Origin of the sequence: Rubrivivax gelatinosus (genome assembly GCF_016583785.1) — a bacterium.
Classification (GTDB): Bacteria; Pseudomonadota; Gammaproteobacteria; order Burkholderiales; family Burkholderiaceae_C; genus Rubrivivax; species Rubrivivax gelatinosus_B.
The window spans coordinates 1-14,470 of the sequence record NZ_NRRU01000062.1; the positions used below are offsets into that span (position 1 = coordinate 1).

At 68.9% G+C, this 14,470-nt stretch carries 14 protein-coding genes; 13 read left to right on the forward strand and 1 reads right to left on the reverse strand.

The window, feature by feature from the left end; genetic code table 11:
• A partial coding sequence (locus CKO43_RS16150) for an NAD(P)(+) transhydrogenase (Re/Si-specific) subunit beta (protein ID WP_200379241.1) occupies nucleotides 1–278 on the forward strand: 278 nt, incomplete at its 5' end.
• 357 nt (nucleotides 279–635) lie between these two features.
• Here CKO43_RS16150 and CKO43_RS16155 read toward each other — a convergent pair.
• Nucleotides 636–1,538, reverse strand: coding sequence for a LysR family transcriptional regulator (locus CKO43_RS16155; RefSeq protein WP_200227946.1), 903 nt, complete (start codon nucleotides 1,536–1,538; stop codon nucleotides 636–638).
• Between the two features lie 220 nt (nucleotides 1,539–1,758).
• On the opposite strand from CKO43_RS16155, the gene CKO43_RS16160 reads away from it, so the two are divergent.
• The 12 genes from CKO43_RS16160 to CKO43_RS16215 all read left to right on the forward strand — a co-directional run bounded on the left by CKO43_RS16160 (nucleotide 1,759) and on the right by CKO43_RS16215 (nucleotide 14,463).
• Entirely contained in the window at nucleotides 1,759–3,054 is a 1,296-nt protein-coding gene (locus CKO43_RS16160; protein WP_200227948.1) for a CitMHS family transporter, read from the forward strand.
• A gap of 79 nt (nucleotides 3,055–3,133) precedes the next feature.
• Complete coding sequence (locus CKO43_RS16165) at nucleotides 3,134–4,465, forward strand: acyclic terpene utilization AtuA family protein (RefSeq protein WP_200227950.1); 1,332 nt, start codon at nucleotides 3,134–3,136, stop codon at nucleotides 4,463–4,465.
• A 1-nt stretch (nucleotide 4,466) separates the two neighbouring features.
• Nucleotides 4,467–4,778: an AtuA-related protein gene (locus tag CKO43_RS16170; RefSeq protein WP_200379242.1), complete on the forward strand. Its 312-nt coding sequence runs from the start codon at nucleotides 4,467–4,469 to the stop codon at nucleotides 4,776–4,778.
• On the forward strand, nucleotides 4,778–5,437 hold the full coding sequence (atoD, locus tag CKO43_RS16175; RefSeq protein WP_200227954.1) for an acetate CoA-transferase subunit alpha: 660 nt from the start codon (nucleotides 4,778–4,780) through the stop codon (nucleotides 5,435–5,437). The genes CKO43_RS16170 and atoD overlap by 1 nt, the downstream gene beginning before the upstream one ends.
• Nucleotides 5,438–6,100 (forward strand): 3-oxoacid CoA-transferase subunit B, encoded by a 663-nt coding sequence (locus CKO43_RS16180; protein WP_200227956.1) that lies wholly within the window; start codon nucleotides 5,438–5,440, stop codon nucleotides 6,098–6,100.
• 246 nt (nucleotides 6,101–6,346) lie between these two features.
• Entirely contained in the window at nucleotides 6,347–7,807 is a 1,461-nt protein-coding gene (locus tag CKO43_RS16185) for a bifunctional enoyl-CoA hydratase/phosphate acetyltransferase (RefSeq protein WP_200227958.1), read from the forward strand.
• A gap of 11 nt (nucleotides 7,808–7,818) precedes the next feature.
• The gene (locus CKO43_RS16190; protein WP_200379243.1) at nucleotides 7,819–9,135 is read left to right on the forward strand and encodes an acetate/propionate family kinase; all 1,317 of its coding nucleotides are present in this window, start codon (nucleotides 7,819–7,821) and stop codon (nucleotides 9,133–9,135) included.
• Between the two features lie 40 nt (nucleotides 9,136–9,175).
• Nucleotides 9,176–10,360 carry an acetyl-CoA C-acyltransferase family protein gene (locus tag CKO43_RS16195; RefSeq protein WP_200227962.1) on the forward strand — a complete coding sequence of 395 codons (1,185 nt, stop codon included), beginning with the start codon at nucleotides 9,176–9,178 and terminating at the stop codon, nucleotides 10,358–10,360.
• A gap of 32 nt (nucleotides 10,361–10,392) precedes the next feature.
• The gene (locus CKO43_RS16200) at nucleotides 10,393–10,701 is read left to right on the forward strand and encodes a hypothetical protein (RefSeq protein WP_200227964.1); all 309 of its coding nucleotides are present in this window, start codon (nucleotides 10,393–10,395) and stop codon (nucleotides 10,699–10,701) included.
• A 150-nt stretch (nucleotides 10,702–10,851) separates the two neighbouring features.
• Complete coding sequence (locus CKO43_RS16205) at nucleotides 10,852–12,084, forward strand: Bcr/CflA family efflux MFS transporter (protein WP_200379244.1); 1,233 nt, start codon at nucleotides 10,852–10,854, stop codon at nucleotides 12,082–12,084.
• Between the two features lie 88 nt (nucleotides 12,085–12,172).
• Nucleotides 12,173–13,255: a hotdog domain-containing protein gene (locus tag CKO43_RS16210; RefSeq protein WP_200227968.1), complete on the forward strand. Its 1,083-nt coding sequence runs from the start codon at nucleotides 12,173–12,175 to the stop codon at nucleotides 13,253–13,255.
• 389 nt (nucleotides 13,256–13,644) lie between these two features.
• On the forward strand, nucleotides 13,645–14,463 hold the full coding sequence (locus CKO43_RS16215) for a DAPG hydrolase family protein (RefSeq protein WP_200227971.1): 819 nt from the start codon (nucleotides 13,645–13,647) through the stop codon (nucleotides 14,461–14,463).
• The last annotated feature ends 7 nt before the right edge of the window (nucleotides 14,464–14,470 follow it).

Genomic DNA, 14,470 nt, shown 5'->3' on the forward strand with positions numbered 1-14,470 from the left:
AGATGGAAGACATCAACGCCGAGTTCGGCCAGGCCGACGTGGCGATCATCCTGGGCGCCAACGACGTCGTGAACCCTGCGGCGCACGTCAAGGGCAGCGCGATCTACGGCATGCCGATCCTGGAGGCGTACAAGGCCAAGACGGTGATCGTGAACAAGCGTTCGATGGCTTCGGGCTACGCCGGGCTGGATAACGAGCTGTTTTACATGGACAAGACGATGATGGTCTTCGGCGACGCCAAGAAGGTGGTCGAAGACATGGTCAAATCGATCGAATAAGAGGGACGGACGCTTCAGGACCATTGCGTCTTCTTACGGGGCCGGCTCTTGCCGGCCTCTTTTTTTGCTCCATCAAGGCTGATCGTCGCAGCCGATCAGTCGATCGAAAACAACGGTTTCACGACGCAGATGTGACGCCCGATACTGTGCCCCGTTCGTCTTTGTCCCACTTCCGATCGGCTGTCGCGATGCGTTTTGGCAGCAGCGGGCCGGGTGAATGCAGTGTCGAACGTTATCTGGTCTATGGCCTCGTGTCGGGCGGCACCTCAGCAAACGGATTTCGCCTGGCCAGCAGGCTTCGTCTCCATTGCGTCCTTTCGTTGGGCCGGCATCCGCCGGCCCTTCTTTTTGGCCGCGTCAGCCGTCGAGCTCGTGTTTGCGCTCGCGTATCAGCTCCAGCATCGCCTCGGCTGCGATCGACAGCGGCCTGTCCTTGCGCCAGATCACGTGGATAGGCCGGCTGATGCCGGGCGGTGCCAGCGGCACCGCGACCAGGTCCGGATGGCGGAACTGCGGCAGCGTCAGGTCGGGCAGCAGGCTCACGCCCAGCCCGTGCAGGATGAGCCCGGCCACCGTCGACAGGTACTTGACCTCGAACGAGGACGAGGTCACGCCGGTGGCGCCGACGGCGTTGACGATGTGCTGGTGCACGCTGGTCGAGCGTGACAGGCGGATGAAGTCGCAGCCGTTCAGTTCCTCGAGCGTGACGCAGGGCAGGGTGGCGACGCGGTGGTCGCGGCGGCAGATCAGGAAGAAGCGGTCGGTGTGGAAGTGCTCGCTCTCGTACTCGTCGAGGGCGGCATTGGGCGCCGCCAGCGCGATGTCGGCGTCGCCCTTGTTTAGCAGCTCGATGCAGTTGTCCGAGAGCACGTCGAAGATCTCGAGCGCGACACCCGGGTAGCGCCGCCGGTACTCGGCGATCACCGGTGGCAGCCAGTCGCCGGCGATCGACGGCAGCGTCGCGATGCCCACCCGGCCCTTCTTCTTGGCGACGAAGTCGCTCAGGTCGGAGAAGGTCCACTCGATCTCGCTCACCAGGTGCGCGGCCGCCTCGGCGAACAGCGCACCCTCGGGTGTCAGCACGACGTTGCGCGTGTCGCGCGCGAACAACCGCGTGCCGACCTCGGTCTCCAGCCGCTGGATCATGCCGCTGAAGGTGGACTGCGACACGTGGCAGTGCTCCGCCGCGCGCGTGAAGTTTTTCAGCTCGGTCAGGGTCAGGAAGGCCTTCAGCAGCTTGAACGAGACATTTATCGACATGACCGATCAATCCATCGAAAACAACAATTTTACAAGATTAATAGCCCGGTCGACACTACGGGCACCGGACCTGAGTTAGGCAAAGGTACTGGCGATTCAAGGTGACTCATCGGGGCTTCCCGAATGATCGCCCGATCTCGGCCAGCCAAATGCGGAGTCCGGTCCCGTTGATTGTTTTGAACGCCCGCCGGGTAATCACCAAGGGCTGAGGGGATCCTTAATGTTGGCTTTGTTAGGCTTGTTGACGATTGTCGTGATGCTGGCGGCAATCATGACGAAAAAGTTGTCGCCGATGGTGGCGCTGATCGCAATACCGATCATCGCAGCGTCGCTTGGTGGTTTCGGGCTCGAAACCAGCAAGTTCATCGTCGCCGGCGTCAAGAACATGGCGCCGATCATCGGCATGTTCATCTTCGCCATCCTGTATTTCGGCATCGTCACCGATGCCGGCATGCTGGACCCGATCATCAACCGCATCCTGAAGACGGTCGGCACCAAGCCGGCGCGTATCACGGTCGGCACCGCGCTGCTGGCGCTGATCATCCACCTGGACGGCTCCGGCGCCGTGACCTTCCTGGTCACGATCCCCGCGATGATCCAGATCTACGACCGTCTGGGCATGGACAAGCGCATCCTCGCGGCTTGTGCCTCGCTGGCGGCGGGCGTGAACTTCCTGCCCTGGACGGGCCCTGTGATCCGCGCCTCGGCCGCGCTGCACATCCCCGTCTCCGAGATCTTCCTGCCGCTGCTGCCGATCCAGGTCGTCGGTCTGGTCTTCGTCTTCGGCACCGCCTGGTACCTGGGCAAGCGTGAAGAGAAGCGCCTGGGCCTCGGTGGCAACACCGAGCACGTCGTCGTCGAACGCACCCTCAAGCCCGAAGAAGAGAAGCTGCGCCGCCCGAAGAACTTCTGGATCAACATCATCCTGACGCTCGTCGTCATGGGCGTGATGATTTCCGGCAAGGTCGAACCGGTGGTGATGTTCATGATCGGCACCATCCTGGCGCTGGTCATCAACTACCCGAACGTCGACATGCAGCGCCAGCGCGTCGATGCGCACGCCAAGGCCGCGCTGCTGATGGCCAGCATCCTGCTCGCCGCCGGCGTCTTCACCGGCGTGATGAAGGGCAGCGGCATGCTGACCGCGATGGCCCAGAGCGTCGTCGGCCACGTGCCGCCGAGCATGGCCACGCACATCCCGTTCGTGCTCGGCCTGATCTCGATGCCGCTGAGCCTGCTGTTCGACCCGGACTCGTTCTACTTCGGCGTGCTGCCGGTGCTGGCCGAGGTCTGCAAGATGCTCGACGTGCCGTCGATCCAGGTCGCCCAGGCCGCGCTGCTCGGCCAGATGACCACCGGCTTCCCGGTCAGCCCGCTGACCCCGGCGACGTTCCTCGTCGTCGGCCTGTGCCGGATCGAACTCGGGGAACACCAGAAGTTCTCCATTCCGCTGCTGTGGGCCGCATCCATCGTGATGACGTTCGCCTGTGTCCTGTTCGGGGTGTTCCCGATCTAACGAAGCAGCTATTCGCCGCTGCGCGCCCGGCCCCAATTCGCCGGTGCGCGCGGCCGAAACCTGAAGAAAGAAGGACCCAATGAAAAAGGTCAGAATCGGCGCCGGCGCCGGTTATTCCGGCGATCGCATCGAACCCGCCGTCGAACTCGCCGCCAAAGGCAACATCAATTACCTGGTCTACGAATGCCTGGCCGAGCGCACCATCGGTCTGGCGCAACAGGCCAAGATGAAGGACCCGAAGGCGGGTTACGACGCGCTGCTCGAAGCGCGCATGCGCTCGGTGCTCGCGCTGTGCCAGAAGAACGGCATCACGCTGATCTCCAACATGGGCGCGGCCAACCCGATCGAGGCCGTCGCCAAGACGCGTGAGATCGCCGCCAGCCTGGGCCTCACCGGCCTGAAGATCGCCGCCGTCAGCGGCGACGACGTGCTCGAGGTCGTGAAGACCTCGAACCTGCCGCTGATGGAAACCGGCGAGTCGATCCGCTCGCTCGACGGCAAGATGGTCTCGGCCAACGCCTACCTCGGCGTCGCCGGGCTGCTCGAGGCGCTGAAGGCCGGCGCCAACGTCATCATCACCGGCCGCGTCGCCGACCCGGCGCTGTTCATGGCGCCGCTGATCCATGAGTTCGGCTGGAAGCTCGACGACTGGGACAAGCTCGGCAAGGGCACGCTCGTCGGCCACCTGCTGGAGTGCGGCGGCCAGATCACCGGCGGCTATTTCGCCGACCCGGGCGTCAAGGACGTGGACGGCCTGGCGCGCCTGGGCTTCCCGATCGCCGAGGTCAGCGAAGACGGCACCGCCGTGATCACGAAGGTCGAAGGCTCGGGCGGCAAGGTCGTCACCGCGACCTGCAAGGAGCAGATGCTCTACGAGATCCACGACCCGCGGACCTACTTCACGCCCGACGTCGTCGCCGACTTCTCGAACGTGAAGATGACCCAGATCGGCCCGGACCAGGTGCGCGTCGAAGGCGCCACCGGCCGCGAACGCACCTCGACGCTGAAGGTCTCGGTCGGCTACCGCGACGGCTACATCGGCGAAGGCCAGATGTCCTACGCCGGCCCGGGCGCACAGGCGCGTGGCGAGCTCGCGCTCGAGATCGTCGAGAAGCGCCTGGCGCTGACCGGCGCCAAGTTCTCCGAGATCCGCTACGACCTCATCGGCGTCAACTCGATCCACACGCGCGCCAACCCGGCCGAGCCCGGCGAAGTGCGTGTGCGCGTGGCCGCACGCACCGCGACGCTGAAGGACGCGGTGGTCATCGGCAACGAAGTCGAGACGCTCTACACCAACGGCCCCGCCGCCGGCGGCGGCGCCACCAAGTCGGCCAAGGAAGTGCTGGCCATCCTGTCCGTCCTGCTGCCGCGCGAGAGCGTCAAGCCCGTCGTCAGCTACGTGGAGGTCTGAAATGAAAGTCCGTGACATCGCCCACTCGCGCACCGGCGACAAGGGCAACATCTCCAACATCTCGATCATCGCCTTCGACCCGAAGGACTACGAGCGCCTGGCCAAGGCGCTGACGCCGCAGATCGTGCGTCGGCACTTCGCCTGGGTCGTCAAGGGCGAGGTCGAGCGCTACGAGCTGCCGCAGCTGGGCGCGCTGAACTTCGTCATGACCCAGGCGCTGGGCGGCGGCGTGACGCGTTCGCTCGCGCTCGACCCGCACGGCAAGTGCCTGAGCTCCTACCTGCTCGAGTTCGAGTTGCCGGACGAGCAATGATGAGCGGCAAACAGATCGCCTGGGACGCCGTCGGCGCCCTGTTCCGCGACGGCATGAGCGTCATGTACGGCGGATTCATGGGCATCGGCACGCCTTCGGGCATCGTCGAGGCGATGTGCGCGGCCGATCTGCACGGTCTCGTGCTGATCGGCAACGACTCTGGCGTGCCGATCCCCGGCATCGCGCCGCTGATCACGCAGCGGCGCGTGCGCCGGCTCGTCGCCTCGCACATCGGCACCAACCCGGAAACGGGCAAGCAGATGCTGGCCGGCGAGCTCGAGGTCGAGCTCGTGCCGCAGGGCACGCTGGCCGAGCGCATCCGCTGCGGCGGCGCTGGCCTCGGCGGCGTGCTGACGCCCACCGGCGTCGGCACCGTCGTCGAGGAGGGCAAGCAGCGCCTGACGCTCGACGGGCGCGACTACCTGCTCGAGCGGCCGCTGCGCGCCGACATCGCGATCATCAAGGCGCGTCGTGCCGACACGCAGGGCAACCTGGTCTACGAACGTGCCGCGCGCAACTTCAACCCGCTGATCGCGCTCGCCGCCGACCTGGTGCTGGTCGAGGCTGACGAGATCGTCGAAGCCGGCTCGATCGACCCCGACCAGGTGATGACGCCGGGCGTGCTCGTCGACCACATCGTGCTGGCAAGGAGCAACTGAATGGACGCCAAGCAAGTGATCGCCTGCCGCGTCGCGCAGGAGATGCAGGACGGCTTCGTCGTCAACCTGGGCATCGGCACGCCGACACTGGTGCCGCGCTACGTCAGCCCCGACGTGCACGTGACGCTGCAGTCGGAGAACGGCTTCCTCGGCATGGGCCCGCTCGTCGGCGAGCCCGAGGCCAACGTCGTCAACGCCGGCGGCCAGCCCTGCGGCATGCTGCCGGGCGCGTCGACCTTCGACAGCGCGATGTCCTTCGCGCTGATCCGCGGCGGCCACGTCGACCTGACGGTGCTCGGCGGCCTCGAGGTCGACCAGGACGGCAACCTTGCCAACTGGATGGTGCCGGGCAAGATGGTGCCGGGCATGGGCGGCGCGATGGACCTGGTGACGGGGGCGCGCCGCGTCATCGTCGCGATGGAACACTGCACGCGCAAGGGTGAAGCCAAGATCCTGCAGCGCTGCAGCCTGCCGCTGACCGCCTGTGGCTGCGTCGACATGATCGTCACCGAAATGGCGGTCTTCAGCCGCGACGAAAACGGCCTGGTGCTCGAGGAGACCGCCCCCGGCGTCAGTGCCGAGGACGTGCGCCGCTGCACCGGCGCCGACTACCGCGTGTCGCCGAAGCTGCGCGAGATGGACCTCGCTGCGCTCGCCGCCTGAGCGTGCGAGACGAGCCCCGGGGCAGCCTTTCGGGGCGCCCCGGCGGCTTTGATCCAGCGCAAAACAAGGATGACAACGCTTGCCATTTCGCGCCCCATTCCGATGGGTGCCGGCGATACCGTCACGACACCGTGAATTAGCAAATGTTGCGCCAATCTGGCAGGCGCAAACCGTCAATCACCGGGGCGAATCGTGCCGAATTCCGATGCGCCGCCGCTATCAAACGAATTCTGCCGAGTAATCAAGATGATTGCTGAGAAACCGGTCGTCGAAGGCGCTGCGAAGCGCCCCGAGGCCAAGGCCGACGGCAGCGCGCCGACGGTGAGCAACGTGCCCTTCGACGAGATCCAGGTCGGCCTGACGGCCAGCGTCACGCACCGCGTGACGATGGCCGACATCGAACTCTTCGCCGCGGTCTCGCACAACCACAACCCGCTGATGCTGGACGCCGCGTTCGCCGACGCCGGCCCGTATCGCCGTGTCATCGCCCACGGCATGTGGAGCGCCTCGCTGCTGTCGGGCGTGCTCGGCTCGCAGCTGCCGGGCTACGGCACCGTCTACCGCGGCCAGAACCTGCAGTTCCTGCACCACGTCGGCCTGGGCGACACGATCACCGCCAGCGTCACCGTGGTCGAGAAGAACGCCGACACCGGCTCGGTCGTGCTGCGCTGCCTGTGCGAGAACCAGGACGGCGTGGCCATCGTGCGCGGCACCGCCGAAGTGCTGGCGCCGCGCCGCAAGACCACGCTGCCGGTCGCTGAACTGCCGCAGGTGCAGCTGGTGCACCACCACCAGCACGACGCGTTGCTGCGCCGCTGCCAGGGGCTGGAGCCGGTCGTGACCGCGATCGTCTACCCCTGCAGCGAAGCCGCGCTGCGCGGCGCCGTCGAAGGCGCGCAGGCCGGGCTGATCACGCCGGTGCTGGTCGGGCCGGCGGCGCTGATGCGCGAACTGGCGGCCGGCTGCGGGCTGTCGATCGAGCCCTTCCGCATCGTCGACGCGCTGCGCCCGGCCGAGGCGGCCGAAGCCGCGGCGCGCCTGGCGCGCGACGGCGAGGTCGGTGCGCTGATGAAGGGTTCGCTGCACACCGACGAGCTGATGAGTGCCGTCGTGCGCCGCGACAGCGGGCTGCGCACCGCGGCGCGCATCAGCCACGTGTTCGCGATGAACGTGCCGACCTATCCGCGGCTGCTGCTGATCACGGACGCCGCGGTCAACATCTCGCCGTCGCTGGAAGAGAAGGTCCACATCGTCCAGAACGCGATCGACCTGGCGCGCCTGCTCGGTGTCAGCCGGCCCAAGGTGGCGATCCTGTCGGCGGTCGAGACCATCAACCCGCGCATCCCGTCGACGCTGGAAGCCGCCGTGCTGTGCAAGATGGCCGACCGCGGCCAGATCAGCGGCGGCGTGCTCGACGGCCCGCTGGCCCTCGACATCGCGATCTCGTCCGAAGCCGCCCAGACCAAGGGCATCACGTCGCCGGTGGCCGGAGCCGCCGACATCCTGCTGGTGCCCGACCTCGTGACCGGCAACACGCTGGCCAAGCAGCTGGCCTTTCTGGCCAACGCCGAGGCCGCCGGCATCGTGCTCGGCGCCAAGGTGCCGGTGATCCTGACCAGCCGTGCCGACAGCCTGCGATCGCGCCTGGCCTCGTGCGCGATCGCATCGCTGATGACCGCCGCGCGCCGCGCGACCACCGGCGCCTGAGGAGTCCGACCATGGCCAAACATCCCGCCTGCCTGGTGCTCAATGCCGGCTCCTCGAGCCTGAAGTTCTCGGTCTTCCGCGACGACCCCGCCAGCACCCGGCTGCAGCCGGTGCTGTCGGGCCAGGTCTCGGGCATCGGCGGCACGGCGCGGCTCGAGGCCAAGGACGCCGAGCGCCGCGTCATCGCCGAGCGCTACTGGAACGCCGACGAGTCGGTCTCGCGCCAGGGCCTGCTCGACCACGTGCTCGCCTGGATCTCGTCGACGCTGGCCGAGGACCACATCGTCGCCGTCGGCCACCGCGTCGTGCACGGCGGCCCCGACATCGCCGAGCCGCGCATGGTGACGCCGGCGCTGCTCGACGAGCTCGAGCACCTGGTGCCGCTGGCGCCGCTGCACCAGCCGCACAACATCGCGCCGATGCGGCTGATCGCCGAGCGTTTCCCCGACCTGCCGCAGGTCGCGTGTTTCGACACCGCCTTCCACCGCGGCCAGCCCTGGGTCACGCGCACCTACGCGCTGCCCAAGGAACTGACGGCCGACGGCATCTGCAGCTACGGCTTCCATGGCCTGTCGTACGAGTACGTGTCGCGTGCGCTCATCGGCGCCCGCCCCGAGCTGGCGCGGTCGCGCATGGTCATCTGCCATCTGGGCAACGGCTCGAGCGTGTGCGCGGTGCAGAACGGCCGCAGCGTCGACACCTCGATGGGCTTTACCGCGCTCGACGGCGTGCCGATGGGCACGCGCTGCGGTGCGATCGACCCGGCGGTGATCTTCTACCTCGTGCGCGAGTACGGCATGGACCTGAAGACCGTCGAGGACATGCTCTACACGCGCTCGGGGCTGCTCGGCGTTTCGGGCGTGAGCAACGACATGAAGCTGCTGCTGGAGTCCAACGACGCCCACGCGCACCAGGCGGTCGAGCTGTTCTGCTTCCGCGTCGCCAAGGAAGTGGCGGCGCAGAGTGCCTCGATCGGCGGTCTGGACGCACTGGTCTTCACCGGTGGCATCGGCGAGAACGCCGGGCGCGTGCGCGAGCTGATCGCCGAGCGCCTGGGCTGGCTGGGCGTGCAGCTCGATGAACACGCCAACGGCGGCCGGCGCCAGGAGATCGGCGCCGAGGGCGCGCGCGTGCGCAGCTTCATCGTGCCCACCAACGAGGAACTGATGATTGCCCAGCACGCGCTCGCGCTGCTGCGCCAGTCGCATGCCACCACCCCGGCCGCCCGGCCGGCGACTCCGAGCGCGCCCCGGCGCGCCGTGGCCTCGCTGCTGCAGGCAGCGAGGCGCCCGCGCGCCCTTGGCGCCAAGACGGCCGGCGCGCGCTGAAGCGCGCCCGGCAACCAGAACCCCACTGAGAGAGAACCACATGCTGCAAGAAGTCTTCGTGATGAGCGCCGTGCGCTCGGCCATCGGCACCTTCAACGGCGCGCTCGCCGATTTCCACGCCTGCGAACTTGGCGGCCTCGTCATGCGCGAGGCCGTCGCGCGCTCGCACCTCGACCCGGCGCTGCTCGAGTACGTCACCGTCGGCACGACGATGCCGACCGATTCGCGCTACCCCTATGTCTCGCGCGTCGCCTCGATCCAGGCCGGCCTGCCGATGACCTCGACCGCGATGCAGCTCAACCGCCTTTGCGCCTCGGGCCTGCAGGCAGTCGTGACGACGGCGCAGAACATCCGCCTGGGCGACGTCGCCGCGGGCATCGGCGGCGGCGTCGAGGTGATGTCGCGTGCCGCCTACATGCTGCCGACGCTGCGCTCGGGCGCGCGCATGGGTGACACGGTGGCCTTCGACGGCATGCTGTCGATCCTGACCGACCCGTTCGGCGTCGGCCACATGGGCGTCACCGCCGAGAACCTGGCCACCAAGTACGGCCTGACGCGCGAGGAGCAGGACGCCTGCGCCGTCGAGTCGCACCGCCGCGCCGCGGTGGCGATCGCCGAAGGCCGCTTCGCCTCGCAGATCGTCCCCATCGTCAAGAAGACGCGCAAGGGCGAGGTCATCTTCGACACCGACGAACACTGCAAGCCCGAGACGACGATGGAGTCGCTGGGCAAGCTGCGCCCGGCTTTCAAGAAGGACGGCGGCACCGTGACCGCGGGCAATGCGTCGGGCATCAACGACGGCGCCGCCTTCCTGGTGCTGGCCAACGGCGAGGTCGCCGCGCGTTCGGAGACGAAGCCGATGGCGCGCCTGGTGAGCTACGCCGTGTCCGGCGTGTGCAACGACGTCATGGGCGAAGGCCCGGTGCCGGCGACGCGCGCAGCGCTGAAGAAGGCCGGGCTGACGCTGGACGCGATGGACGTCATCGAATCCAACGAAGCCTTCGCCGCCCAGGCGCTGACGGTGGCCAAGCTGCTCGGCCTGGACCCGGCCAAGACGAATCCGAACGGCGGCGCGATCGCGCTCGGCCACCCGGTGGGCTGCAGCGGCGCCTTCATCGCCACCAAGGCGCTGTACGAACTGCAGCGAATCCAGGGCCGCTACGCGCTGGTGACGATGTGCATCGGCGGCGGCCAGGGCATCGCTGTGATCTTCGAGCGCGTCTAACGCGCCCCCCACGACGAGAACCGGAGGACACCGTGTTCATCGACTACGACAGGACGCTGCACCAGATCGAGGCCGAGCTGGCGCGCGTCGGGGTTGCCATGGGCATCGACTGGGCCGACGAGTCGCGCATGCGCGCACTGGCCAAGGAGGTGCTCGACCATTGGAGCGGCCGCGGCACGGAGCAGGCTCCGCGCGGCGACCGCCGGCTGGCGACCCGGCACACGTTCTACGGCCTCGTCGCGCTGCTCGTGCTGACGCTGCAGACGGCGCCCGGCGCCACCGATGACGCCGGCACGGTGCGCGTGGCGCTGTCGCGCGCGTTCACGTCGATCCAGGGCTGAGGCCGGACGCGGGACGCCGGAAGGCGTCATGCGCCAGCCGAAGGCCAGAGTGCGATTTCACGCACGATGGCTGAACCCCGCCCCCACCGGCACCGCCGTGGCGCACGGGGCGGGCCGGTGCCCGCAGCCCGTGCCGCCGAGAGCGCTGCGATGAGCTCTGTCCCGTCAGGCGAGGTCGCGGCCGGGCCGCGGGTCTCGCGCCCGCTGGCCGCCGCGGCGCTGGCACTGCTGCTGGCGCTGCAGCCGGTGTGCACCGACGTCATGGTGCCGGCGCTGCCGGTGGCCGCGCGCGAGCTGGGCGCGCCGATGGCAGCGGCCCAGCTGGCGATGGCAGCGATGATCCTCGGCTTCGGCCTCGCCCAGCTCGTCTGGGGGCCGCTGGCCGACTGCGTCGGCCGCCGGCCGGTGCTGCTCGCCGGGCTGGCGCTGTTCGCGGCGGCCAGCGTCGGCGGCGCGCTGGCGCCGGGCATCGGCGCCTTGATCGCCTGGCGTGCGCTGCAGGGCGCGGCGATGGCCGCGGCCATCGTCGTCGCGCGCGCCATCATCCGCGACCTGTACGAGCCGCGCGAAGGCGCCCAGGTGATGGCGCTGGCGCAGTCGGGGCTGGGGCTGATCGCGATCGTCTCGCCGGCGCTCGGCGGCCTGGCGGTCGGCTGGGGCGGCTGGCGCGCGGCGCTGGCGCTGATGGCCGCGATCGGCCTGGCCGCGCTCGCGTTCATCGCCCTCAAGCTGCCCGAGACCCTCGCCACGCGCGACCCGCGTGCGGCAGCGCCGGGGCCGCTGCTGGCGGCCTGGCGCGACATCGGCCGCCACCCGGTCTTCGTCGCCTGGGCGCTGCTCAACGCCTGCAGCTACGGCGGGCTGTTCGTCATCCTGTCGGGCTCGTCCTTCGTCTACATGAACCGCTTCGGCCTGTCGGCCGGCGCCGCCGGCCTGACGGTCGCCTCGGGCTCGCTTGCCTTCCTCGCGGGCACCGTGTTCTGCCGACGCCGGATCGCCGCCCGCGGCATGGCCGACGCGGTCGGCCGCGGCGCCTTCTTCACGCTCGCCGGCGGCGCCGGCAGCGTCGCCGCGGCCTTCGCCGGCGTCGAATCGATCTGGCCATGGCTGGTCGCGCAGTGGCTGTTTTCCTTCGGCCACGGCGTGCACCAGCCTTGCGGCCAGGCGGGCGCCGTCGGCCCGTTCCCACGCCACGCCGGCGCGGCCTCTGCCTTGTCCGGTTTCGTTCTGGCGCTCGGCTCCTTCGCCATCGGCGCCTGGCTCGGCGCGGTGCAGGGCGCCGATGTGCGACCCTACGCGCTGACGCTGGGCGTGCTCGCCGCGGCCACGGCCACGCTGGCCTGGACGCTGGTGCGCCGCCTGCCGCCGCCCGGGCGGCCATGAGCGCCAGCCCTGGCCGGCCGTCCGCCGTTGCGCCGCCGCGTGCGCGGCGGCGTGCCGACTGGCGTGTTTTTCCCCTGGAGGTGATCCCTTGAACGACCGCGTCCGGCAGCTCGAATACGTGCTGCCCCTGTCCATAGACCGCAACCTGCGCTGGCGCTACCGCGTGCTCGACGAGGAGCTGCCCGGCAACTTCCGCTTCGGCCTGCTGCTCGAGGTGATCGACAAGCTCGCCGAGCGCATCGCGCGCAACTACGCCGAGCAGCTGCACGGCGACGCCTGGGTGGTGACGGCGGCGATCGACCGCATCCTCGTGCGCCAGGTCGTCGACATCGACCGCGACCTGGTCTGTCACGCCAGCATCAACCACGTCGGCCGCACCTCGATGGAAGTCGGCATCCGTATCGAGCAGCCGGGCGAGCCGTCCTCGCACGTGGCCTCGTGCTACCTGACGATGGTCGCGCGGCGCAGCGTGCGCGGCGCCGAGACCGGTGCCGAGCTGCCGCCGATGCGCATCACGAGCGACACCGAACGCCGCCGCGCCGAACAGGCCGAGCAGCGGCGCGAGCGGTACCGGCTGCAGCAGCTGGCGATGCAGGAGCCGCCGACACGCGAGGAGTACCTCGAACTCGCGGCGCTGCACGCGGCGCAGGAAGCACCGGGTTTTGCCGGCCAGCTCTGCGGCCGGCTCGAGGTCGACGCCTGGGAGCGCACCTTCCCCGAGCAGGAGAACGTGCCGACGCGCATCTTCGGCGGCTACCTGATGCGCCGCGCCTACGAGCTGTCGTCGATCTGCGCCGAACGCCTCGCACCGCACCGGCCGATCGTCGCCGCGGTCAACCGCATCAACTTCTTCCATCCGGTGCGCCTGGGCGACACGCTGCACTTCACCAGCCGCGTCGTCTACACCGACCGCAGCCTGATCTGCGTCGAGGCCGGCATCGAGCGCATCAGCCGCGACCGCAGCAGCAAGGCGCTGTCCAACTCCTGCCTGTTCACCTTCGCCAACGTCGACGGCGCGCTCGCGCCGCACGAGGTGCCGCCGGTGTTCCCGACGACCTACGCCGAGGACACGCGCTACCTGGCGGCGATGCGCAGCTGCCGCGAGCTGGTCACGGAGGCCGATGGCCGCGCGCGCTGCCTGCTGACGGCGGCGCTGGGCACTGGGAACTGACGCGTCCAGCGGTGACGCCGGCGGCATCACGCGTCCGGCGCGGTGGGGCTTCGCCGCAGGCGAATCCAGACTTGCGCTGGCGCAACATGAAAATGTCAACGGCTAACATTTGAATCCGGAATCAAGGGTTCCCCCGGGGATATCGTGCATCCGTCCCAAGTCAATCTGACGATGTCCTGACGGGAGCCGTTCGCGGACCGAGACACGAGGATTCCACGCCGGGGGCAATGGGTGGGTGCGGGCCGCGAGGAGTTTCTCGGGCGCGCCGCTGAATCGTCCGTCGACGGTATTCAGCAGCGACCAGGATATATGGTCGATATTCCCGGCGACCTCGTGCCTTCTCGTGCCGGCACGCAGCTCCGACAGGCATTGACCTGAAAGGAAGCATCATGCGTCGCGAACTCTCGGCCCAAGACAAGGCCCAACCCTACGCCCCCTGGTTCGACCGGCCGATGACGCCGGCTCCGCAATCGATCTACGACGAACTCGACGGCGGAGCGCTGGACCCGGCGCTGGCGCTGCCGCTGGCCGAACGCGACAAGCTGCTCGAACCCGGCTACCTGCCCGCCGAACGCGGCTGGTGCATGCTGCCGGACGGCAGCGCCTTCGTCGCCGGCCTGACGCGCATGCCCGGCGTCAGCGCCGAGATGCTCGAGTGGTGGTTCTACTGGCACGGCCTGCACGGGCTGCGTTATGCGATCTGGGACGCCGACGATCACTACGACGCGCGCGTCAGCCCCGAGACCATCCGCCGCCGCCTGGACCCGACGCTGTCGATCCGCGAACGCGGCTGGAACACCACCGACATCGTGCTCGAGGACGTCGGCACCGGCCCGACCGAGCTCCACATCTCCTTCGTCAGCCCCGAGGCCTTCGGTTACGACATGGCGGCCTTCGGCCGCGGCGCCTGCGCCGCGATCAGCGCCAACATCCGCCACGGCAGCGGGCCCTCGCTGGTCTGCTTCTCGCACGTCGCGCGCGAGATCGAGGGCGGCATCGAGCTGCGCAGCCGCTTCTGGCTGGGCTGGAACGTCGTCGACGGCAAGCCGGTGCGCGTGGGGCAGGGCGTGCCGCAGGAGGTGTTCCTGGGCCTGGCCAAGGGCCTGGTGCGCCACTGCCCGAAGGAGTACCACAACCTCGCGGCGATCCTGCCGGCCGTCTGGGCCGAGAACAAGGACCGCGCCGACCGGCTCGAGGACTATCTCTGACGCGCCG

Bases quoted from the DNA above. Each gene is read 5' to 3' on its own strand.
- CKO43_RS16155 (WP_200227946.1), bottom strand. From the start codon at position 1,538: ATGTCGATAAATGTCTCGTTCAAGCTGCTGAAGGCCTTCCTGACCCTG.
- CKO43_RS16160 (WP_200227948.1), top strand. From the start codon at position 1,759: ATGTTGGCTTTGTTAGGCTTGTTGACGATTGTCGTGATGCTGGCGGCA.
- CKO43_RS16165 (WP_200227950.1), top strand. From the start codon at position 3,134: ATGAAAAAGGTCAGAATCGGCGCCGGCGCCGGTTATTCCGGCGATCGC.
- CKO43_RS16170 (WP_200379242.1), top strand. From the start codon at position 4,467: ATGAAAGTCCGTGACATCGCCCACTCGCGCACCGGCGACAAGGGCAAC.
- atoD (WP_200227954.1), top strand. From the start codon at position 4,778: ATGAGCGGCAAACAGATCGCCTGGGACGCCGTCGGCGCCCTGTTCCGC.
- CKO43_RS16180 (WP_200227956.1), top strand. From the start codon at position 5,438: ATGGACGCCAAGCAAGTGATCGCCTGCCGCGTCGCGCAGGAGATGCAG.
- CKO43_RS16185 (WP_200227958.1), top strand. From the start codon at position 6,347: ATGATTGCTGAGAAACCGGTCGTCGAAGGCGCTGCGAAGCGCCCCGAG.
- CKO43_RS16190 (WP_200379243.1), top strand. From the start codon at position 7,819: ATGGCCAAACATCCCGCCTGCCTGGTGCTCAATGCCGGCTCCTCGAGC.
- CKO43_RS16195 (WP_200227962.1), top strand. From the start codon at position 9,176: ATGCTGCAAGAAGTCTTCGTGATGAGCGCCGTGCGCTCGGCCATCGGC.
- CKO43_RS16205 (WP_200379244.1), top strand. From the start codon at position 10,852: ATGAGCTCTGTCCCGTCAGGCGAGGTCGCGGCCGGGCCGCGGGTCTCG.
- CKO43_RS16215 (WP_200227971.1), top strand. From the start codon at position 13,645: ATGCGTCGCGAACTCTCGGCCCAAGACAAGGCCCAACCCTACGCCCCC.